General features: G+C 54.7%; 17 protein-coding genes. 8 read left to right on the plus strand and 9 right to left on the minus strand.

The genetic code is table 11. From position 1 onward, the window contains the following. The first annotated feature begins 35 nt into the window (after positions 1–35). Positions 36–872: an inositol monophosphatase gene (locus QWJ10_RS20395; RefSeq protein WP_289929454.1), complete on the plus strand. Its 837-nt coding sequence runs from the start codon at positions 36–38 to the stop codon at positions 870–872. Between the two features lie 141 nt (positions 873–1,013). Further along, a complete protein-coding gene (locus QWJ10_RS20400) occupies positions 1,014–1,280 on the plus strand; it encodes a hypothetical protein (protein WP_010794688.1) in 267 nt (88 codons plus the stop codon). 54 nt (positions 1,281–1,334) lie between these two features. On the opposite strand, the gene QWJ10_RS20405 is transcribed toward QWJ10_RS20400, so the two are convergent. From QWJ10_RS20405 to QWJ10_RS20435, 7 genes are all read right to left on the minus strand, one after another. Then, positions 1,335–2,039, minus strand: a complete 705-nt coding sequence (locus QWJ10_RS20405) for a YebC/PmpR family DNA-binding transcriptional regulator (protein WP_289929458.1) — start codon at positions 2,037–2,039, stop codon at positions 1,335–1,337. A 92-nt stretch (positions 2,040–2,131) separates the two neighbouring features. After that, a complete protein-coding gene (locus tag QWJ10_RS20410) occupies positions 2,132–3,514 on the minus strand; it encodes an efflux transporter outer membrane subunit (protein ID WP_289929461.1) in 1,383 nt (460 codons plus the stop codon). Then, positions 3,511–4,728 (minus strand): HlyD family secretion protein, encoded by a 1,218-nt coding sequence (locus tag QWJ10_RS20415; protein ID WP_289929463.1) that lies wholly within the window; start codon positions 4,726–4,728, stop codon positions 3,511–3,513. Before QWJ10_RS20415 ends, QWJ10_RS20410 begins: the two co-directional genes overlap by 4 nt. Before the next feature lie 6 nt (positions 4,729–4,734). Next, entirely contained in the window at positions 4,735–6,342 is a 1,608-nt protein-coding gene (locus tag QWJ10_RS20420; RefSeq protein WP_074824281.1) for an MFS transporter, read from the minus strand. A gap of 250 nt (positions 6,343–6,592) precedes the next feature. Then, positions 6,593–7,048 (minus strand): CBS domain-containing protein, encoded by a 456-nt coding sequence (locus QWJ10_RS20425; protein ID WP_289929465.1) that lies wholly within the window; start codon positions 7,046–7,048, stop codon positions 6,593–6,595. Between the two features lie 120 nt (positions 7,049–7,168). Continuing rightward, positions 7,169–7,597 carry a GFA family protein gene (locus QWJ10_RS20430; RefSeq protein ID WP_197872873.1) on the minus strand — a complete coding sequence of 143 codons (429 nt, stop codon included), beginning with the start codon at positions 7,595–7,597 and terminating at the stop codon, positions 7,169–7,171. A 201-nt stretch (positions 7,598–7,798) separates the two neighbouring features. Continuing rightward, on the minus strand, positions 7,799–8,260 hold the full coding sequence (locus QWJ10_RS20435) for a multidrug/biocide efflux PACE transporter (protein WP_286788778.1): 462 nt from the start codon (positions 8,258–8,260) through the stop codon (positions 7,799–7,801). A gap of 88 nt (positions 8,261–8,348) precedes the next feature. Between QWJ10_RS20435 and QWJ10_RS20440 the strand changes: the two genes are divergently transcribed. From QWJ10_RS20440 to QWJ10_RS20455, 4 genes are all read left to right on the plus strand, one after another. Further along, positions 8,349–9,233, plus strand: coding sequence for a LysR family transcriptional regulator (locus QWJ10_RS20440; RefSeq protein WP_289929469.1), 885 nt, complete (start codon positions 8,349–8,351; stop codon positions 9,231–9,233). Positions 9,234–9,435: 202 nt separating this feature from the next. Next, on the plus strand, positions 9,436–9,621 hold the full coding sequence (locus tag QWJ10_RS20445) for a hypothetical protein (protein WP_019367020.1): 186 nt from the start codon (positions 9,436–9,438) through the stop codon (positions 9,619–9,621). Positions 9,622–9,996: 375 nt separating this feature from the next. Next, positions 9,997–11,001, plus strand: coding sequence for a DUF2167 domain-containing protein (locus tag QWJ10_RS20450; protein WP_286788777.1), 1,005 nt, complete (start codon positions 9,997–9,999; stop codon positions 10,999–11,001). 1,166 nt (positions 11,002–12,167) lie between these two features. Beyond that, positions 12,168–13,358: a sugar transporter gene (locus tag QWJ10_RS20455; protein WP_289929471.1), complete on the plus strand. Its 1,191-nt coding sequence runs from the start codon at positions 12,168–12,170 to the stop codon at positions 13,356–13,358. Between the two features lie 46 nt (positions 13,359–13,404). Here QWJ10_RS20455 and QWJ10_RS20460 read toward each other — a convergent pair whose 3' ends face one another. Then, entirely contained in the window at positions 13,405–15,813 is a 2,409-nt protein-coding gene (locus QWJ10_RS20460) for a helicase-related protein (protein ID WP_289929473.1), read from the minus strand. 316 nt (positions 15,814–16,129) lie between these two features. On the opposite strand from QWJ10_RS20460, the gene QWJ10_RS20465 reads away from it, so the two are divergent. Next, on the plus strand, positions 16,130–16,540 hold the full coding sequence (locus tag QWJ10_RS20465) for a septal ring lytic transglycosylase RlpA family protein (RefSeq protein ID WP_289929476.1): 411 nt from the start codon (positions 16,130–16,132) through the stop codon (positions 16,538–16,540). A gap of 76 nt (positions 16,541–16,616) precedes the next feature. On the opposite strand, the gene QWJ10_RS20470 is transcribed toward QWJ10_RS20465, so the two are convergent. Beyond that, positions 16,617–17,867, minus strand: coding sequence for a serine hydrolase (locus QWJ10_RS20470; RefSeq protein ID WP_289929478.1), 1,251 nt, complete (start codon positions 17,865–17,867; stop codon positions 16,617–16,619). 299 nt (positions 17,868–18,166) lie between these two features. On the opposite strand from QWJ10_RS20470, the gene QWJ10_RS20475 reads away from it, so the two are divergent. Beyond that, positions 18,167–22,033, plus strand: coding sequence for a DUF3427 domain-containing protein (locus QWJ10_RS20475; protein WP_289929481.1), 3,867 nt, complete (start codon positions 18,167–18,169; stop codon positions 22,031–22,033). Positions 22,034–22,058 lie beyond the last annotated feature (25 nt).

A 22,058-nucleotide genomic window follows, 5' to 3' on the forward strand; every position in this document is an offset into this window, starting at 1 on the left:
CAATTATTGCACCATGTTTTTGAAAAGGACCCGTCATGATCACGACTGTTACCGGCGCCAGCGCACCGGATAGCCTCGATATCGATTCACGCTATGAGGCCGCCAAGGCTATCGCACAGGAAGCGGCACGCCTGGGCATGGACTTCTATGCGCGCCGTTCGAGCCTGACGGTAATGCACAAAGGCGGTAACCTGCAGGATGTCGTCAGTGTTGCCGACAAGACACTGGAGGACTTCATCCGGGCGCAGCTTTCGGAGCGTTTTCCGGAGGATGGCTTTATCGGCGAGGAAAACGGTACTGCAGCATTGGATGCACGCTGTATCTGGGTCATCGACCCCATCGACGGAACCAGCTGTTTCGTAAATGGTTTGCACAGCTGGTGTGTATCCATCGGACTCATGATTGACGGTGAGCCCTATCTGGGCGCTATCGCCGATCCGAACCATCAGGAACTCTTTCATGCCTGCCTGGGCCAGGGCGCGTTCGTCAATGATATCCCGCTTAGGGCCCATGCTGCCCAACACGTTCGTGAAGGAGTCGTAGGGGTAGGTACAACGCACCGCCGTGGCAGGGAAAACTTCATTCCTTTCCTGACCGGTCTGTTGGACGAGGGTGGGATGTTTATCCGCAACGGCTCCGGGGCGTTGATGACGGCTTACGTAGCCGCGGGTCGGTTGATTGGCTATTACGAGACGCTTATCAACAGCTGGGATTGCCTGGCAGGCCTTGTCATGGTCAAGGAAGCCGGTGGTCGGTCGAGTGACTTCTTCCGTGGCGAAGGGCTGCTGGAAGGGAATCCGCTTCTGGTCGCTGCGCCCGGAGTATATGAACAGCTAGCAGGCCTAATAGGGCCCTCGTTGGATAGCAACTAAGCCTTTTGCGTTTTTCTGCGCGTGGGGGCATGACGGTACAGTGTATGTGTCACCGTTCATCTATCCTTTGAGACAGGACTTGTACGAAGCGGGCATACCTGTGCGAACCTGACGATGCCATTCGAAAGCGAGGATCAGACCATGAGTACCATGCAATGTACCTACCGCGATCATGTCATTACGGCTGAAATCATGGAGCATTCAGGCAGTCCTTTACCCTGGGCAGGCGGTTGCCGGATAAGCGACCTGCACGGGCATGTAACCCGGCGCATGCCGCTTCCGGTCAGTCATGCCTTCCTGGCCGAACTGGATCAGGCCCAGAGAGCGTCCATTGCTCACGGCAAATGGCTAGTTGACCAATGCCTGGACCATGGGCGAATGCTGTTTGATCAGCCCAAGGCTGCCTGATACCCATCTCACAGGGCGAAAGGCGAGACCTGCTTTTCGCCCCGGCTGCATGGCTTAACCTGCCAGACCTACATAAACGTTCTGCACGTCATCGTGGGCATCCAGGGCTTCCAGAAAGGCTTCTACTTCTTCCATTTCAGCATCGCTCAAGCCGGTGACCGGGTTTTTGGGGCGATAACCCAGATTGGCCGACTGTACTGTAAAACCAAGAGTTGGCAGCGCCTTGCAGACGGCGTCCATGTCGGTAGCGTCGCTTATAAAGAGGGTGGCGTCATCCTCACCCGCCTCGAAATCCTGAGCGCCTGCTTCGATCGCGGTCAGCTCCGGATCAGCTTCTGGCGTATCGGGCGTTGCCTCGATCATGCCTACATAATCGAAATCCCACGCTACCGAGCCGGACGCGCCAAGCTGGCCCTTGCGAAACAGTACGCGAATCTCGGCGACAGTACGGTTCACGTTATCGGTCAGGCATTCCACAATGACTGGCACACGATGGGGAGTAAAACCTTCATAGGTGGTGCGCTCATAGTTGACCGCTTCGCCCAAAAGACCTGCGCCTTTCTTGATGGCGCGCTCCAGTGTTTCGCGAGGCATGGAGGCCTTTTTGGCCTGCTCGACGACCAGACGCAGGCGAGGATTCATGTCTGGGTCCGGGCCGGAGCGCGCAGCGATCATGATCTCTTTCGACAGTTTGCCAAAGATCTTGCCCTTGGCATTGGCTGCGGCTTCTTTATGTTTGGCTTTCCACTGTGCGCCCATAGTTGTCTCTTCAAGAGGGAATAAAGGCGCAAATTCTAGTCCATACCGAGGGTTTGAGCGGAGCTAAATGATCAGCTGTGTGCCATGCACAGCTAATCCCGCGCAGGTGTCCAACCCCCTCCCAGCGCCTGGTAGAGCGAAATGACATTGTTCAGCTGGCTCTCGCGCACCTGTACAGCCGCCAGATCCAGATTGAAGAGGTTACGTTGGGCGTCGAGCTCATCAAGGTAAGAGGAGTAACCGCTGCGGTAGCGATCCCGGGCGATTTCAAGCGAACGTGCCAGCGTGCGCCGGCGTGCCTGGATACGATCAATCTGTTCGGCATACAGCGTGACGCCTGACAAGGCATTTTCAACGTCGGCAAACGCATTCAACGCTGCGGCCCGATACGCATAAGCGGCCTGATTACGCTGAGCGGTAGCGATATTGACCTGGGCTTTCAGTCGACCCGCTGTGAAAATCGGAGCAAGGATGCTGGCGCCCAGGCTCCAGACCTTGACCGGATCGTAGTTCAGCGAATTGATGTAAAGCCGGCCGACGCTGCCGGACAGTTGTACCTGCGGAAGAAACTCATCACGTCGGGCCTCTAGGTTGAGGTCACTGGCAGCCAGCTGCTGTTCGGCACGTGCGACATCTGGCCGTCTGCGCAGCAACTCCGATGGCAATACACCGGGAACACGGGGCGGGTGTACGTCCTGAAAGTGCAGCCCACGGTCCACTGGGGCCGGCAGGGCGCCCGTCAGCATCTGAATGGCATTTTCCTGTCGGCGAATGGCCTGTTGAAGCTGCGGAATCATTTGCATGGCGGCCTCATATTCGGACTGGGCCTGCGTTAACTCCAGTTCTGACGTGTAACCCTCACCGGCGCGATCCTCTGCGACCTTGAGCGCTCCAAGGCGAGACTCGGCTGTCTCACGGGTAACCTGCAGCTGAGCATCCAGTGAGAGAAGGGTGATGTATGCCCGTGCGGTCGTGCTGGCTACGGTGAGAAGAACAGCATCCCGATCGGTCTGGCTGGCCTGATATTGGAGCCGTGCGGCCTGTTCGAGAGTACGCAGGCGCCCCCATACATCCAGCTCATACGCAATCTGTACCTGTGGCTGAGCCGAACGGGTATGGGTGATACCCAGCGTGCCGAGATTGCGGTTGGTTTGTGTGGCAACCGAGGCATTTACCGAAGGAAACAGGGCCGAGCGTGCCAGTGCAATCTGCTCGCGAGCCGCATCGACGCGGGAAATAGCGGCTAACACGTCAGTGTTGTGCTCAAGCGCGGTTTCTACCAGGCGAGTCAGCCGGGGATCGTTGAAGTTGTGCCACCAATCGCTTCGAACGGCACTTGCCGGCTCACTCGCTGCACGCCACTGCCTAGGAGGTTGTATGGCTGCTTCGGGCGGTAGCGGTTTCTTGGGTGGCACACAAGCGGCCAGGCTTACCGCCAGGGCCAACAGCAAAGGATGGAATCGAACGTCCCTCATGGTGTAGCGCTCCGTTGCGCTACAGGTCGTTCTGTCTGGCTGGTCGCTGGGGTCGCATCCGTATCAACATGGGTGACAACGGACATCCCTGGCCTTAGCCGCTGCGCCAAGGGCTGGTCAGGATCAATGGTGATCCGCACAGGGATGCGCTGTACCACCTTGGTGAAATTACCCGTGGCGTTGTCTGGGCGAAGAATGCTGAACTCCGAGCCGGTTGCAGGCGCCAGCCGTTCGACACGGCCGGTAAGCTCTGCGCCGTCCAAGGCATCAACGTTGAAGCGGACCGGCTGACCGATCGCCATGTTATGTGTCTGCGTTTCCTTATAGTTGGCTACCACCCAGACCAGATCCGGTACCAAGTAGAGGAGTTGCGAGCCTGCCGTCACGTACTGCCCGAGGCGTACGGATACCTCGCTGAGCTGTCCTTCCCGTGGCGCCTTGATCAAAGTGTTGTCGAGGTCGATCTGTGCCAGATGCAGCGCCGCTTCTGCCATCTGTACCTGAGCTTCCAGGCTTCCGCGTGACACGCGAGTCGCCTTTACGTTTTCCTCGGCAATATTGATGGCCGCTTGTGCCTGCTTGACCTGAGCGGCGGCGGCCCTGGCCGAGGCGCGTGTCTGATCACGCTCGCGCAGGGAAACCGAGCCTCGGGAGGCGAGTTCGTTGACACGACGCTCATCGGCTCGTGCGCGATCCAGTTCGGCCTGCGCCGACAGGAGTTCCGCCCGGCGCGACGCTAGCGTGGCCTGGTTGGAAGCCAAGGTTTGTATGGAGTTCGCAAGATCCGCCTGCCGAGCCGCCAGCTGTGCCTGGTTTTGCTCAACACGCTGGCGATAGATTCGGTCGTCGATCCGAACCAGCAGTTGCCCCTGCTTTACATGCTCGAAGTCCTGTACGAGTACCTCGGCGACATAACCATTCACCTGAGGGGCCATGACGGTAATCTGTCCCCGGACGTAGGCATTATTGGTTGTCACGATGCCACTGGTGAATGGCCACAGCTGCCACGCATAGAGGATCGTCAGGACGCCTGCCAGCGCTACCACCAGCATGATGATGACCGTCATCCGTGACGGCTTGATCACCTTGGGCGGCCCAGGGTTTGTCGCTCCGGCATCCGGTACGGAGGCTGCCTGTTCGGTTTGAGGCGGCGTTTTTTCAGCTTCGCTTGAGCCCTTGCGCTCGTCATCAGGTAATGGTTTTTCGTCGCTCATGTCGTCTCACGTAGCAGCGTTATTAGAGGAGTTGGCTTGTGCCCGTTCCGCCTTTCTTCGCCGATAGGACAGGCGCAGGGTATGGAACAGTGACCAGCTCAGAAAGGTGATCGATACGAAGCCGATCAGCCGAAATACATCGTTGAAGGCCAGCACATGTGCCTCTCGTGTGGCGGCCTGGCTGAGTTGGGAGGTGCCTAGCGCCTGTTGCAGGGTAGGGTCAGTCTGCACCGGGGCATAAACCTGACTTTGAAGCTGCAGGCGCTGCACCACCAGTGGGTCGGTACGGTTGACGTTCTCGATCAGGTGACTGGAATGGTATTTCTCTCGCACCGTCTCGAATGTTCCAAACAGAGCCGGGCCGGCCAATCCACCCAGGCTTTGCGTAAAGGAAAACAGCACGGTAAAGCTGACGATATAGGTCGGACCGTTCTGCAGGGCACGCAAAAAGCCGATCATCATCAGCGGACCCAGGAACATGCCGCTGGCAAAGGCCAGAATACCCTGGCTGACAAACAGGTCCTGCGGGCGTGTCTGGTTTGTCGAGTCGGTATCCATGAAGCTGGCTATACCGATCAATACAATCGAAACCAGAATCTGAGGGATCATCGTTTTCGGGCTGAACACCAGAGCACTGACGGCAATGCCCGCCACGATGCCAGCAAGAATCACTGCAAAAAGCGGCTGTAACTGATCGGCTGTAAGCCCCAGGGTTTGCAGCAGACCCACTGCTCCATAATTCTGTTCGGACAGGATAAAGCGCAGCATGATCGCCCCGAAGGCAAAGCGCAGCATCTCGGAGGTGCCAAGCCAGCGAGTCTGGAGCAGGGGATTGCGTCGATGGTGCTCAATGGCGACCGCAATGATGATCAATACCAGAGCGGCTGCCAATGAAAACCCCATCCAGGGCTGCGTCAGCCACCATTGAATGCGTCCCTGTGCCAGGACGGCGGCAATCATGGCAAGGGCAGGGCCGAGCAGGGCAAATGTCAGAAAGTCCAGTCGCTCGAACGCCTTGATGCGTATGCCTGGAGGTAGCTTGAGCAGGGTGATGGCGGCGAGTGAGCACAGCGCCATGCCGGCCTCGAAGATATACAGGCGATGCCACTCGCCCAGATCCCTGAGCGCGGGCGAGAGCAGCCAAGCCAGAGGCGTTGCCAGCTGGGAGATGCCAACGCCAATGACCAAACCTTTGCCTACCTGAGCCTTCCGAAACGCCTGGAGCATATACAGCGTACCCAGGGTTGTGATCGTCGCGCCAGCAAAGCCGCTGGCGGCTCGGACCAGCACCGCCATGGGAAAGTTGTTGGCAAACACATGGGCGATCGTGAATACGGCATACAGCGCCAGCCCGATCTCGGCAAAGCGGCGAAGCCCGTATTGCTGACGAAACTTCACGAGAATCAGGTTAGCTGACACGTTTACCATCAGAAAGGCTGCAGGCAGCCAGGCACCCTGGGTGGGCGTCAGACCCAGATCACCCTGGATATAAGGAAGGTTCACGCTGATCAGCGCATTACCGAGGCCGCCTGTCAGGCCCAGCAGCACGGACACCAGCGCGTAGGCAAGGCGTACCGGTGGGGCATGCAGTGGCGTAGCCGGAGAGCCCGGCATCGAGGGCCGCTCGTGCGGCTCCCAATTGGGCAGGGGTTCCAGATATTTATCGGGCACAGCAAATAGGCGCCTTATTGAATCCTTGAGAAGTGCCAGTCACTGTTTAATCAATGATGGCAATGGATTCGTCCATAAGGCGCCGCAACAGTTCAGCCTGACGGGCAAGGAAGTCGTGATTACAAAAAAGCCCAACCAGACTTTTAGTCAACGCAGGCCATGCTCAAACGCATGGCCTAGCTGCTCCCTCTGATCATCCGGCCAGTGATGGGGGATATTCACCACGGATGTATTGCTCCAGTTGCAGAATCAGCCCGTCCTGCTCGGCAATCGTTTCCTTCACGATATCGCCAATGGAGAGCAGACCGATCAGCTGATCATTGTCGATCACCGGTAAGTGGCGCAGATGGCGATCCGTCATGAGCGACATGCACTCACGAATGCTCTCCCGAGGCGTCACTGTGATCACAGCACGGGTCATGATTTCCCGAACAGCGGTTCCTATGGAGGAGCGGCCCTGTAATACGCCTTTGCGCGCATAGTCGCGCTCGCTAATGATACCGACCAGCTTACCGTCTTCGGTAACGGGCAGGGCACCCACATTTTTCTCGGCCATGACTTTAAGCGCATCAAGCACCGTAACGTTTGGGGTGATCGTAAACACACCCTGGCTTTGCTTGGCTCTAAGGATATCCGCTACCGTCTTCATATCATTCCTCCCTTGCTGGCAAATCAATAGGACGAAAATAACCCGACCTGTCCGGCCGTCACCAAACAACGTAATCCATGGGTACGATTAAAATTTTCAAGCACGAGCATGGCCTATGCCTTACTCGGAGCCGAACTGCACAATCAGTTCTTCTCCAGTCAGGGTGCGGGTATCGTTGGCAAAGCAGTAGAAAGCTGGTTTTTCTTCTATGAAAACCTGCAGCGCAAATGTCCAGTCATCCGGGTCATCAAACAACCCAACCGGGACGGCATGAAAGTCGCCGTGTTTTAACCGGTAAAACAGGTGAGTACCACATCGGCGACAAAAGCCTCGCTCAGCCCACTCTGATGACTCGTAGACGTGAACATGCTCCTCTCCTGTCAATTGGGGAGGGAGCGTGCTTTCGACAACCATCAGTGGACCGCCGCCCCATCGCCGACATATCGAGCAATGACAAGCGCTGACAGATGTTTTTTCCAGACCGACAGTTACGTGCACCGCGCTGCACAAGCAGCGTCCTTGTCTCTCGACCCGAGCAGCCATAGCCATCCCGCCTTTCGCTGAGTGGAATGAAAAGCGTAGTCGAAAATCGGCGATTAAAAGGAAAAAAGAGGGTAGGACGACGTTTTGTCTCTATTGGGGGCTTTTCAACGTAGAGTCGTCAGCAGGCTCACTTTAAGCCCTGCCAAGAGCGAAAGGCAGCCTGACTCATTCACCATGAGGCGTGGCGCCTTTCTATTAGTCGGTTCATCACTTTTCATACGCTGCGCCAATGCCCTGACGACGTATATAACGGGCCCGAAGCGTATCGTAAATCCAGTTGAAGCATACCGAATAAGGCAGGAAAAACAGGATCAGTCCGATATCGAGCACTAGCGCCTGGAGCAGGCTGATCGAAAGCCACCACGCTGCCAACGGAACCAGCAAGACCACTAGGCCAGCCTCAAAAAGACAGCCGTGAAGCAGGCGGACGGCAAAGCTGCGTTTGAATCCCAACCGGTTTTGCGCACGGTCAAACAAGAAGTTGAAGATCATGTTCCACAACATGGCTATGGTCGAAAACATGAGCGTCAACACGCCAATCTGTGCCATGGGTTTGCCCATAGCCCAGGCGATCACAGGCGCACAGAGGCCCAGGGCAATCAGCTCGAAGGCCAGCGCATGACCTGCCCGCTCCCAGAAACTGCGATCAGTTGATGAAGTAGAAGACATTGGAAAACTCGCTTAGGGATGACTGCAATGGTCTATTATCATCGGTTTAACCAATAACCAAAAATTAGCTGGTATCGCTTATACCGATATGAACCTTTCAATAGAAGCGCTCGAATCGTTTGTTCATGCTGCATCCAGTGGCTCGTTCAGCGCAGCGGCGAGGGGGCTCGGTAAAAGCCAGTCGACCATTAGTGAAACCATTGCCCGCATTGAAATAGAACTGGATGTTGAGCTCTTTGTTCGTGGCGCTCGCCAGCTGACATTGACCGAGCCTGGGCGTAGCTTGTTGGGATATGCGCTGGAGACGCTATCGGCGATAGACCGATTGAAACGTCACGCGGCTACCTTGGGCCGCGGGCAGGAAGCCAAGCTGACACTGGTACTGTCAGATACCTACCAGCAGAGCCAATATGAAGCGCGTCTTCACGAATTGGACCAGCGCTATCCTGATCTGGAGTTCGAGTGCTTTTTTGCCGAACAGGCCGATGTGCTGGATCTGATCAATCAAGGCCGCGCCAACCTGGGGCTATTGGCCGCTCAACCGGAATACGGGCCGGATATTGCGCATTCCCGGCTGCCTTACTATTCCTCCTTTGGTCTTTTTGTCAGCCAAGGTCATGCCCTTTCCCAGAAAGCGGTAGTTGAACCTCAGGACCTTGCTCACTACCGCATGCTGCGTCTGAGCAGCGTTGTCAGCAGTGATCTGGACGATTCGACCCTGCCTGTACACAGTACGCGATGCTGGTCGACTCCAGACTACCTGCTGTTGCTGGAAATGGCGGCGTTGGGCTTTGGGTGGGCCGCGTTACCCAAGGGGTTGGTCGAGTCCCATGCACAGGGGCGGGTGCATGAGTTGGTCATGAATGGCTGGCCCAAGCAGGTATCGGTGGATGTGGTGTGGTCGCGTAAACAGCCGCTTGGTCCTGCTGCAGCCTGGCTGCTTGAGCGTCTTACACAAACGAATAGATCTTGAAGGATGCGTACTACTCAGGCAGCCGCAAAGAGGAGGAGCATCCAGTAAATCAATCAAAAGAATACAGTGGATCGTAACCTGCCAGTTATCGGCAGAGGGTTCGCTCATCGGCTAAACGAGAACTGTTTGAGGGATGTAATGGACAGAGTAAGTAAGCCGGCTTACGAACCATCCCATTTATAGCCTTCATGAGGGAAAGCCCATGAGCGATCTTGAACTCACTGCACAAATCATCCGCTCGCTGATGAAAGAGCTGCGGGCAGCACGTGATCATGACAGTCAGCAACTGATTGTCAGGCAGTTGCATCGTTTGACCGATCATCTGACTACTGAGAATCGTTATGAAATCAGTCGAATCCTGGCCAAGTCAGAGGCTTACGCCGCTTAACCGCACTGTACCGTTTTGTCAGTCGCTTTGTTCGCGCTGAACATGAGTGTCGCTAGCACAACACCACGAGGGTGTGCCTGTCCCCAGGCGGGACGGCCACCTCTCAGCTAGGTACATTTCAGGACCAATCTGGCTGCGCGGTATGGCTCCAGTTCATCAACTCATGACGCATCGTCCAGTCCGGCTTTTAATCGTGCTGGCCCAACCTCTGCTCTTCCAATCGTCTGAGCCTTGAAGCGGTTGTGTCAACCTGCAGCTATCGGCAAGGTTGTGTTTAACCACATGTATCAAAAAATTTCGTTGCGCCGCAGCGTCTTTGTAGGGCTGATGATATGATTGCGTCTGGATAGCACAACATATCTTCATGGAGCTTTTATGCCGATCAAGGAACTGATCCTGGCCAGCCTCTTGGCTGTGGCCGTTATTCCCGCCGCTTATTCCGCCAACCCACAGCCCGAACCCGTTAGCGCCACGTCTGCCGCGTCGAACGCTCAAGAGATGACAGTGGACCGGTTCCTCAAGTCATTGAACTTCAAGACGGGCAAGATCGTTCTCAATGACAATCTTGCAACGCTTGATCTGCCTAAAGAATTTGTCTTTCTGAACAGCAAGGACGCCGAACGTGTACTGGAAGCCTGGGGCAATCCTCCCAGCCAGAACCCGCCCATGGGGATGGTGATGCCTGCCGGCATTTCGCCCTTCGAGCGCGAGTCATGGGGCATGACAGTCTATTACGAAAAAAGCGGCTACGTATCTGATGAGGATGCGGCTGACATCGACTATGCCGACCTGCTGAAGGACATGCAGCAGGATGTTCGCGATGGCAACAAGGCGCGTCAAGAACAAGGTTATGAGCCGCTTGAGCTGGTAGGCTGGGCTGCTGCGCCGCGTTACGACAAGGAAGGCAAAAAGCTCTATTGGGCTCAAGAGCTCAAGCTGGGCAATGATTCCGAGCATGGCCTCAACTACGATATCCGTGTACTGGGCCGTAAAGGCGTATTGGTGCTGAGTTTCATTGCTGGGATGGATCAGCTACCTCAAATCCAGAAAAGCGCGCCTGCTGTCCTGGCAATGACCAATTTCAATGACGGTAACCGTTACGCCGATTTCAATCCTGACATCGACAAGGTGGCAGCTTATGGCATAGGCGCACTGATTGCAGGCAAGGCGGCGGCCAAGTTGGGAATTCTGGCTGGAGCGCTATTACTGTTCAAGAAGCTATGGATGCTACCCATGCTTCTGATTGGTTGGGTATTCAACCGGTTTCGGGGTAAGAAAAAGAGCGAGCCCGTAGCGCCGACTCCGGTCATGAATGAACCTGAGACCCCAGCCAGGACTGTCATGGACATGAACAGCTCCGAGATAGACGACAAGAAGTAACGCTTAACCTATCCGCCGGATCGGATTCCTGGTCTGGCTGTAGCGTGGCTGGCCATCAAGCAGTCAACGCAATTTCCCTGAATCTATTGAATGACCTACCAGCCAGCAGAACATCCTGCTGGCTGAGTATCGCCGCGCATGCAGTCCGGTGAGTCAATGAAAACAAGAAACGTTGCGCCCTGTTTAATGATCACTTTGTTCTGCTTGATAGGTTGCACCCATACCTTTGAAGCAAAAGGTAAGACGCAGGTCTATGAAGAGGTTTTCCGACAGACTTTGATAATGCGCATAAAAATCGGCTAAGGACAGGCCCTGCTACCATCCTGTTCGGGCCAACGCCCTGGTGGTACACCTCCATAAGATTGACGGCTGGGACTTTTCGCTCAGCGCGAAGGTGTACCGTTATGCCTATCTCGGTCAGTCATTCACCGTGTCTGGAGAAGAGAGCACGTTACCTTACAATTTGAAGGTGAGTTAGACGCGCCATAACACCCATCTTTTCGAACAGGAAGACCAGGTAGGCTGTACCACTTCAGGCATCTGCTCCCATGAGGTCACTCTACTGGAGTGTAAATCCGGCAAATCCCATTCAAGCGGAAGCAAGGGCTATCACAGGCATGAAGATGATGAGCGTTGCGATAAAAAGAGCCGTTACGAAGCAGGCTTTTATTCCAACTGTCCAGGCATAAGGACCGATTTAAATCGGTATAAGACATCCAACTATACCGTTACGGTCGACTTTATGGATTCGAAGAGACCACAAATAAAGCTAGGCCAGTTCACTGGCGAAACGCAGTATATGGCGGACTCTATCGAAACCCTGTGTGAAGGCCACTGCTTCTTGTAGCAAGACAGCCCTGCATTAGAGCGTGTCCGCTAATAAGCTATCGTGAGAACTACATTGAGCCGATGAATCAGGTCTTTTGGAACGCCTGATGATATTGTGGGTCGATGTTACTAAGCGTATCATTTGTGTTACTTAGTTTCCCATCTAAGCTCTGTAGTTCTTCCTGAATAACATATACGCCATACGCGGCCAGTGATGCTGCGGGTTGGTGTGTTGTCGTTTCGGGTCTAGTGGCATTGGATGGCTAAGCTTCAGGCAGGCAGTTCCTAAACTGCCGGACCAAGACTCATCCTGTAAACCAGAAGACTAGATAGTGCTGATGAATACCTCTGTTGATTCACGCGGCGGTGCCTGGCTTGGCGTAATTGCGCTGGCGCTGGCAGCCTTTATCTTCAATACCACTGAATTCGTACCGGTGGCGCTGCTCAGTGACATCGGCAAAACCTTCGAGATGTCGCCAGCTCAGGTGGGCATCATGCTGACCATCTATGCCTGGGTCGTGGCGCTCATTTCGCTCCCCATGATGCTGTTCACGCGTAATATCGAGCGGCGGCGGCTGCTGATTCTGGTCTTTGCGGTATTCGTCGCCAGTCATATCCTGTCGGGCTTCGCCTGGAGCTTTACCGTATTGATTGTGAGCCGTATCGGCATCGCCATTGCACATGCGATCTTCTGGTCTATCACGGCATCATTGGCTGTACGTATCGCCCCTGAAGGCAAGCAGACGCAGGCCTTGAGCCTATTGGCGACCGGTACGTGTCTTGCCATGGTCCTGGGTATTCCGCTAGGGCGGGTGTTGGGAGAAACGTTGGGATGGCGGGCAACTTTCGTGGCGATTGCGGTCTTTGCTACCGGTATAGTGATCTGGCTGGCCAGGGCATTGCCGTTGCTGCCAAGCCATAACTCCGGTTCCCTGAGCAGCTTGCCCGTGCTCTTCAAGCGGCCTGCCCTGGTCTGTATCTATATCCTGACAGTGCTCGTGGTAACGGCCCATTTCACAGGTTATAGCTACATTGAGCCCTTCGCTCAGGAGATCGCCCATCTGAGTGGAAACATGACAACGGTTCTGCTGCTCCTGTTTGGTGGCGCTGGTGTCATAGGCTCCGTCCTGTTCAGCCGGTACAGCATCATGTATCCCAATGGCTTTCTGATCTCGGCCATTGCGGGTATCACCATCTCTCTGTTGGTGCTGCGGCCGTTTGCCCAGCACGCCTATCTATTAGGCGGGCTGAGTGTCGTCTGGGGCGTTGCGATCATGTGTTTCGGTCTTGCCTTGCAAGCCAAGGTGCTAGCGCTGGCCAAGGATGCCACTGACGTGGCGATGGCCCTGTTCTCGGGTATTTATAACATTGGAATTGGCGGTGGGGCCCTGATGGGTAGCGTTGTAGGGACTCAGCTTGGGCTCATCCATATTGGTGTCGTAGGCGGTCTGCTGGCATTTGCCGGTCTGGCGTTCTGCTACATCATGACACTCAGGTTTTCCAAGCAGCTCAACGCCAATCCGCTATAAATCAAGTGATGTGCCGAGGTGCCTGCTGGGTCTCGGCACATCACTGCTAACGGCCACGCGCCGAGCGAGACGCGCGTTTTCCTTCTGCTTCTCCCTGCTTTTCACGTCCGCTCTGATTTCCTCGTCCCAGGCTTGAACGACGAGGGCGTTTGCGCCTGGAAAGCTCACGTGTAATGGCTTCGTTCAGCAAGGTGCGGTGCTCTTCACCACGCTCGATGTCCGGGAAATATTCCGGCAATGTACGTGCAAGGTGCAGGTAGGTCTCCACGATATGCAGCGAGCTTTCCAGCGTTGCAAGATCTGATTCGAGAATCAGGCGTGGCAGCTCAATGACCTTTTCTTGGGCAACCTTTTTCAACCAGTGTTGTGCAAAGCTGCTGGCAGGGCTTTCCAGGCCTCCCCGAATAGGAGTGCAGGCGAAAATCCAGCGTAGCCAGAGGGGAATGCGTGGATCATCGATTGCCTTGATCCAGTCAGCCAGCTCATCGGGCAATACAGATACAAACGCATCGCCATAATTGATGTTTCGGTTGAACGTCAGCCACGCTCTGAGCAGGCTGGGTTCATTCATCAGCTCGGAAATGGCTTTCAGGTGATCGATAGAAGGCCGCACCTGAAACTGAGACAAGTCTACTGGCTTGTCGGGACTGTTGAACAACCGTTTGATGGACTTGAGTACGTGTGGCTCCAAGGCAGTGATAACGCCTTCGTCATGATGGCCAAAGCGTCCGGCGCGCCCGCCAATCTGCTTGACCTCCTGTACGTTGAGCTGCCGCACCTGAATGCCGTCAAACTTTTCATCCGTGTAAAAGCACAGGGTATGGGCCGGTAGGTTAAGGCCCATGCCCACCGCATCGGTTGCTACCATGATGTCTGCTTCACCTTCGCGAAACCGGCGTGCCTGTTCGCGCCGTACCTCTGGAGACAAGGCACCGTAAACCACAGAAACCGTTTTGCCTGTCATCTCCAGCATTGCCTTGAGATCCAGCACCGTACGACGGCTGAAAGCCACCAGCATCGATCCGGGCTCCAGGTTCTTCAGGCTGGTGGAGTGTCTCGAAACCTCGACAGGGGAGAGCCGCTTGGTGCGCTTGATGATCAGGCGGTCTTCGCACAAGTCGCATAGCGTTTTCAGTGACGGCTCGATCAGCGGTGGCCCAGTCATGATCAACTCAGGCGTATAGGCGCTGACGAGCGCGTCTACCCAGGCCCAGCCTCGTTGCGAATCGGCCATCATCTGCACTTCATCCACCACGACCACATCCCAGCGCTTCTGGCGAAAGCGTGCAAACTCCTCAACCGTGCAGCAAAAATGCGTCGCACCTTCCCGGATAATTTCTTCTTCACCGGTTACAAGCGAGCAGGGTATGCCCATGGACTCGATGCGCTCCTGATTTTCCAAGGCCATCAGGCGCAGCGGCGAAAGGTAAATACCGTGGGTAACCGAAGTCATCGCTTCGATGGATTGGTGCGTCTTGCCACTGTTGGTAGGGCCGAGCAGGGCAATCCACTTACGCGTTAACTGTCGAGCCGGATACAGCTTGTGATAATGCAAAAAGCGAGGATCGTTCTGCAGGAGCGTAGCGAAGGCCATTTTCTCCTTGTAGTTGCGCAACGTGTTGCGAATCGTCTTGCGCAGCCGCCCAGTATCCTGCATGAACAGCTCTGTCAATCGATGCTGACCCAGTTGCAGCAGGTCGAAGTCGCCAGCTTCTTCAAGGACCATATTGAACTTGGCCAGAACTTCCTGCCGGTCTTCATCCTTCAGGGTCAGGACTTCTTCCTCGCTGAGAATATGGCCTTGGTTTGCCGGTATCCGGCGCTGTATATCCAATGCCAGATCGCCGTGGCGCAACTCAACTACAAAGCGCAGCTCATGGCGAACCTCATTAATGATCTCGACCGCATGTTCCAGAAAGTCATCAATACGTGAAAGCTCCGGCCGTAGCCGCTCAAGCACTTCCAGTCGATCGTCTTCGCTCATCTCCCTGAACGGGCGCTCCAGGATGCGTAGCCGCTCCTGCACATAATGCTCCATAGCTTGCCGAGCCTGATCCTCGAATGCCTCATGAGAATCACTGTCTTCCAGGCGTAACGTCCACTCTGGCTCGATCAAGAGCTGTACTGAACCCAACGAGACAATCTTTTCAGCGCCAAAAATATCAATAAGGCACCTATAGTCGCTGCTGTCGCGTAACAAGATACGCCCTAGCAACCGCTCTGGATCAGGCTCATCCATAGTCGCCTCGATGGTGCCGGCATCTAGCCCTAACCAGAAACCCTTAGCGGCACGACCCAGGTTGGGAATGGCATACCCGATATAGGGCTTATACCACTCTTCCTGATGATGCTTCTTGGGGGTGAAATCGGGATACCGCCCGGTTGCCCACTCAATAAACCGCTTGAGACGTTCAAGGCGGAGCGCTTTACGCTGTCTATAGTCACCTTTAGGCATTGCAGGGACTTCCCGAAAATCAGTGAGTTATGACGTTAAGACAAGATTGTGCGGTCTTTGGTCGTTTCATGCGACTGATGGAGGGCTGAGAAAGAGAGCAAGCAACTGAGCAGCCCATCACAAATGTGATGTTAGGGTGCCATCTTCAAGAACGGTTCAGCTATCGCTGCGCTCAAACCTTTGTATGCAGTAAGACCTGATCCAGCCAGTGCTTTTGCTTTCCAAAAACTAAGGGTTGCCTGAATAGATGCACGCCGCGATTGGATAACCAGGCGCAGCATTTACAGGCAGACCAATAATAAAGAAGGGTTCAAGCATGCTTATCGATTCAAAACGTTTGCTGCTGTTCTTCTGTTTGCTGGTAAGTTGCGTGGCCTGCCAGGATAAAAAAGCGGAAGCCGTTCCAATCAGGGAGGCGAAGCAAGCGCCCAAGCCATTCGAGCAGAAGGGCAAAGCTTCATACTACTCCCAGAAGTTTCATGGGAGAGAGACGGCCAGCGGTGAGACATTCAATAACAATACGCTGGTTGCTGCGCATAAAACGCTTCCTCTGGGTTCCAAGGTGCGTGTCACCAACCTGGAAAACAACAAACAGGTGGTAGTACGGATTACCGACCGGGGCCCCTTTATCCGTGGCCGCATTATCGACTTGTCTCGCGCGGCGGCTAAGCGGGTCGATCTTGTAGAAGACGGCACAGGGCCAGTCAAAATCGAGCGAATCGATTAAAACCCAGAGGTGTAGGACCTAGGGCATTTGCTCAAAGAAAGCTTTAAGCAAACGCCCTCAAAACTGTATTCAAATGTCAGCGCAGCGCTTTAATTGCAGCGCCCAAGAATGCATAGGTCTCCATTTCCTGCTTATCCATTTCGGGTTTAGGCCAAGCGCTCCACACCACGGCAACGATACCTTCCTTGCGGTTGATATACAGGAACTGTCCAAAGATCCCTTGTGCCTCGAACGCTCCGCCCTCATGGCCGGGCAGGGCGTGGGTGCCTACAGGGAATGTCCACCATTGATAACCATAACCCAAGGGATACTCGCCCTCGTATAGCTTTCCGGGAGCCAGATAGGATGCTGGGTCTACACGAGTCGCCTGATCAATCCAGCCTGCCGGCAGGATACGCTCACCGTTGATCACACCATCATTGAGAATGAACTGCCCAAAACGACCATAATCCCTCAAGGTAGCCGAGAAGCCGCTGCTGCCGATTTCCTGGCCTGCTCTTGCGTCGAGCTGCCAAAAGGCGTCGCGCTCCATACCCATACGCGCCCAGATACGCTCGGAGAGATAGTCGCTTGTGGTCATGCCTGTCGCGGCGTGCACCAATTCACTCTGAAGGTGCGACTCACCGGTGCTGTACTTGAAGGTTGTACCGGGCGCCGAAGCACGCTTGAGTCCTGACAATTGCTTTAACAATTCGCCGGGCTTATTAGCGAGCTGAAGCTCAAACATTCGACGCCGATCCGACGTGGGATCACGATAGGTTTCGTTCCAGGCAGCCCCTGAACTCATCTGCAATACCTGCTCTATCGTCACGTTGTTATAGGCGCCGCCCGATAGTTGGGGCAGATAACGTGCAATAGACTCCTTCACACTCTTGATTCGCCCCTGTTGTACCGCCGCTCCAACAAGGGAAGAGGAGATGGATTTCACTACGCTGAATGACGTCCAGCGCGTCTCTTCTGTATTTCCCAGACCGTACCGCTCAAGAGCGATTCTGCCGTTCTTGATGATCAACAACCCACCCACGTGATTGCGTTGCATGAACTCATCAACACCCAGCGTGCCATCATCCGTTTGGTAGTGCACATTGATCTCGTGCTGGCGTGGCAGCGGATAAACTGCCGGACCGCGGTGTACCTCGCGTGTGAAGAAGAGCTGATCCATATGCCGATACGTTCCGGGCTGGTAAGCCGGCGGTAAATCATAAAGATCCTGAGCGCGCCCGATTAGCTCGGGTTTGGACGTTTGAGTATCGGCCTGTGGCGTAGAGCAGCCTGCCATAAAAAGGGCAAGAAGGGAGAGGGCGGCAGTCTTTGGAATAATTGTCATGACTAGTCTCGCAGTCAGCATGGATTAGGTCCGCGTAAAGCGCAGCGGTGACAGCTGACTGCTAAGAGCTGGCTACAAGCGGGACGGTTCCTAAGAAGGTGTGACAAATACCGTAGGATGGGGTGAGCGGAGCGATATCCATCTTCGTTAAACAGGCCCATCCTCGTTTAATTGATTAAGTAAGTTTTAGATGCGACGCAGGGTGATATGCCGAAGGAACATAGCACTCGGATCTATAACTTCACCTGCTATTGTTAGGGCCGAGATCTGAATTGGGCCGCTTGCACAGAGACGTAACGTTGAACAGCACGTACGATTATTACCAGAAACATGCTACACAGTTTTTCGCTGAAACCGCCGAAGTCGATATGCATGAGTTACACATGCAATTTCTCGCCCGAATCCCGGCTGGTGGTTACATACTCGATGCTGGCTGTGGCTCTGGACGAGATGCTAAAGCCTTCATGCAACTGGGCTACCAAGTATCGGCTTTTGATGCCTCGCCGGCGTTAGCGGACCTTGCCAGCGATTATCTAGGGCAACCAGTACAGGTACTTCGTTTATCTCAGTTTAGTGAAGTCCACGTTTACGACGGAATCTGGGCTTGCGCCAGCTTATTGCATGTTCCACAGATAAAGATGCCCAAAGTGCTAGCCAGTCTCTGGCGGGGACTGAAATCGGGCGGAACCTTCTACTGTAGTTTCAAACTTGGACGGGGCGAGCGGGAGCAGGGTGGACGACGCTTTACAGATGCTGACGAGGAACAACTACGTGAGTGGCTGGCTACTGTGGACGATGTTGCTAACATCAAGATCTGGCATACCCGCGATCAGCGCCCTGGTCGTGATGAGCAATGGATAAACCTGTTGGCTTGCCGCGCTGAGGCACCTAGGCAGCGCCTAGTCACAGGCGGCCAAGACCATTTTCTGCCGCACTTGCTCGCCGCTATCAATAGTGCAAGAAAGATCGATATGGCCGTTGCATTCGTCATGACGGGCGGGCTGGATCTGCTGATTGATGACCTGCACGTCAAGCTTCAACCCGCAGGTGAGCACGAGGCGGCGTTTATGCCTGCGCGTATACGTATCCTTACCAGTGATTACTTCGATGTAACGGATGTGGAGGCTCTGCGCCGATTGATGCTGCTGCAGGACGCTGGTGCCGAAGTACGCGTTTATGAATGCAAAGGACCGCACAGCTTCCATTTGAAGGCATACCTATTCGTGACGCAGGACGACCCGAATAACGTGCACGGTCAGGCTTTTATTGGCTCTAGCAACATCAGCCGTAAGGCATTACGTGATGGCCTAGAGTGGAACTATCGCATCGACTATCCTGGCGATAATGGATTTCTCGAAGCCCGTGACCGCTTCGAAACGTTATTCGCTGATCCACGTTCTAAGCCGCTAACGCACGCCTGGATTGATGCTTATGAGGCGCGGCGCAAGAAGCCGCCTACTCTAGCGCCCATCGGCGTGGAAGAGGAGATCAAGCCACCTCCTACCCCAACATCAATACAAAATGAGGCGTTGGCCGCGCTCGATAAGACCCGTGCAGAAGGCTATCAGCGCGGATTAGTCGTTCTTGCGACCGGTTTAGGCAAAACCTGGCTTGCTGCGTTCGACGCCAGGCAGTTCGGCGCTAAACGTGTGTTGTTTGTGGCGCACCGAGAGGAAATTCTGCACCAAGCAGCCGAAACCTTCGTACGTATTCGTCCCGGTTTACGTGTGGGTTACTACATGGGCCGGCAGCGGGATGTGGAAGTCGAGGTGCTTTGCGCATCGATCCAGACGCTAGGACGTAACGAGCACCTGCAGCGCTTCTCGCCGCGCCATTTCGATTACATCGTAGTGGATGAATTTCACCACGCCGCCGCGCCTACTTACCGGCATTTGCTCAACCATTTCTTACCGGCCTTTTTGCTCGGCCTCACCGCCACTCCAGATCGCACCGATTGTTCAGACATACTCTCGTTATGCGATGACAACTTGGTTTTCCAGACGGATTTATTCCATGGTATCCAGGCGCGCTTGCTCGTGCCGTTCCGCTACTACGGTATCTTCGATGAAGACGTGGACTATCAGTCCATACCCTGGCGCAATGGTCGTTTCGATCCTGTGCAACTGGCTAGCCGGCTCGCTACGCTCGGACGGGCCCGTCACGCTTTACGCACGTGGCGTCAGTATGCACAGAAGCGCACATTGGCATTCTGCATCTCCATTCGCCATGCTGAGTTTATGGCCGAGCAGTTTCGCAAGGCGGGCATTCAAGCTGCTGCTGTATACGCTGGTTCAGAGCTCGCTCGAGGGGAGGCCCTAGAGCAACTAAGCGATGGTCGCTTGGCGGCAATCTTTTCAGTTGATCTCTTCAACGAAGGCGTCGACTTGCCTGCTATCGACACTGTCATGATGCTAAGGCCAACCGAGTCTAAGATTCTCTTTCTCCAGCAACTAGGTCGAGGATTGCGTCGGGCCGAAGGTAAAGACCATTTGGTGGTGCTGGACTTCATCGGCAACCACCAGAGCTTTTTACACAAACCACAGGCGCTTATGGGGCGGAGTATGACCCATCGGCAGTTAGCCGATTATGCTCGTGCGGCCCAGTCGCAACAGCTGGAACTGCCCGAAGGCTGCTTTGTAAACTATGACTTGCAGCTGATCGACTTCCTCAAGTCGCTGGATGGTGACGGTATTCAAGGTCACTACCTGGCCTTGCGCGAAAGCCTCAATCGCCGACCAACGCTTACTGAGTTCTATCGCGCGGGTGCCAGTCTGCAACAGATGCGCAAGCAGTACGGCAATTGGTTTGCACTAGTAGCAGCCCAAGGCGACCTAGACAGCAAGCAACTTGTAATGGTCGAGACGCATAAGGTCTTCCTGCGTGAGCTGGAAACCACGCCGATGACTAAAAGCTTCAAGATGATCCTGTTGGAAGCTTTCCAAGAGCTGGATGGCTGGCAGCTACCGCCTACCGAGGCAGACCTGGCCGAACGTTCCTGGACGGTACTGCAGCGCCGCCGCACGTTCTTAAGCGACTTGCCTGCAGAACTGGCTAGGCTTGTTAACGGTAGCGATCTCGCATGGCTGCGCTATTGGCAAGCTAACCCGATTAATGCCTGGATCGGTGGTAATAAAAGTAAAGCTGATGCTTTCTTTAAAGTAGATGAAGGCCGCTTTCAGCCACGTTTCAGCGTTGTGCCTGATAATCGAGAAACCTTTACCGATCTAGTGCAGGAAGTGCTCGACTGTCGCTTGGCACAGTATACGGCTCGTCAGTCTGAAACGTTGGCACCCGTCATCCCACTGCGGAAGGAGGAGCCAGCCGGTACTGAGTTGCCATTCTTCCCTAATCTAAAAATTGCGTGCGGCCATTTCAAAACGGGTCATGCCGATAGCGAAGAGTATCGTCGTATTGGTGAAGGCTTCGGCCATCTGGAACCGACCCGGCACTTCATTGCCCGCGCGTCCGGTAACTCCATGAATGGAGGTAAACGCCCCATCCTCGATGGGGATTACTTGTTGCTAGAACACATGGACTCGAAGTCAGCGGGCAGCATCACTGGCTCCACCTTGGCTATTGAGCGCCAGGATGGGACTGGAGATAACCAATACCTGTTGCGTGTCATCCTTAAGGAAAAGAACGGCAGCTATACATTACGAGCTAACAACCCGGATTATGCTGATATATCGGTAACGGAGGAACTACGCGAACAGCTGCGTACCTTCGCTCGGCTTAAAGCAGTGCTAGATCCGTTGGAAATGGCGATAGGTCAGCGTTTTTTGCGCGAGGATATTCCTGCGCTGTTCAATGTCACGTTTAATCCAGGCAACTGGAATGTTGGTCATGTCGTACTGCCCGAACAGAAGGCTCACGTACTGCTCGTAACGCTGAATAAGCAGGGCAAAGCCGAGGAGCATAAATACCTGGATCATTGGGTCGATCAGCACACTTTTCATTGGCAAAGCCAGAACGCGACCACGCCTCAAAGCAAGAAAGGCAAGGAGCTAATTGAGCATGAGCGACTGGGAATCGATATCCATCTTTTTGTGCGGGAGCATAAGCTGGAGGCTGGAAAAGCGGCACCTTTTATTTATTACGGGAAGGTGAGGTACCTGAGGCATGAGGAGAGTGGGCCGATGAGTATGGTGTTTAACGTAACCAAATAAGCGCAATTTTATACAAAAATAAAGA

The organism is Pseudomonas sp. WAC2, from assembly GCF_030403525.1.
GTDB classification, from domain to species: Bacteria; Pseudomonadota; Gammaproteobacteria; order Pseudomonadales; family Pseudomonadaceae; genus Chryseomonas; species Chryseomonas luteola.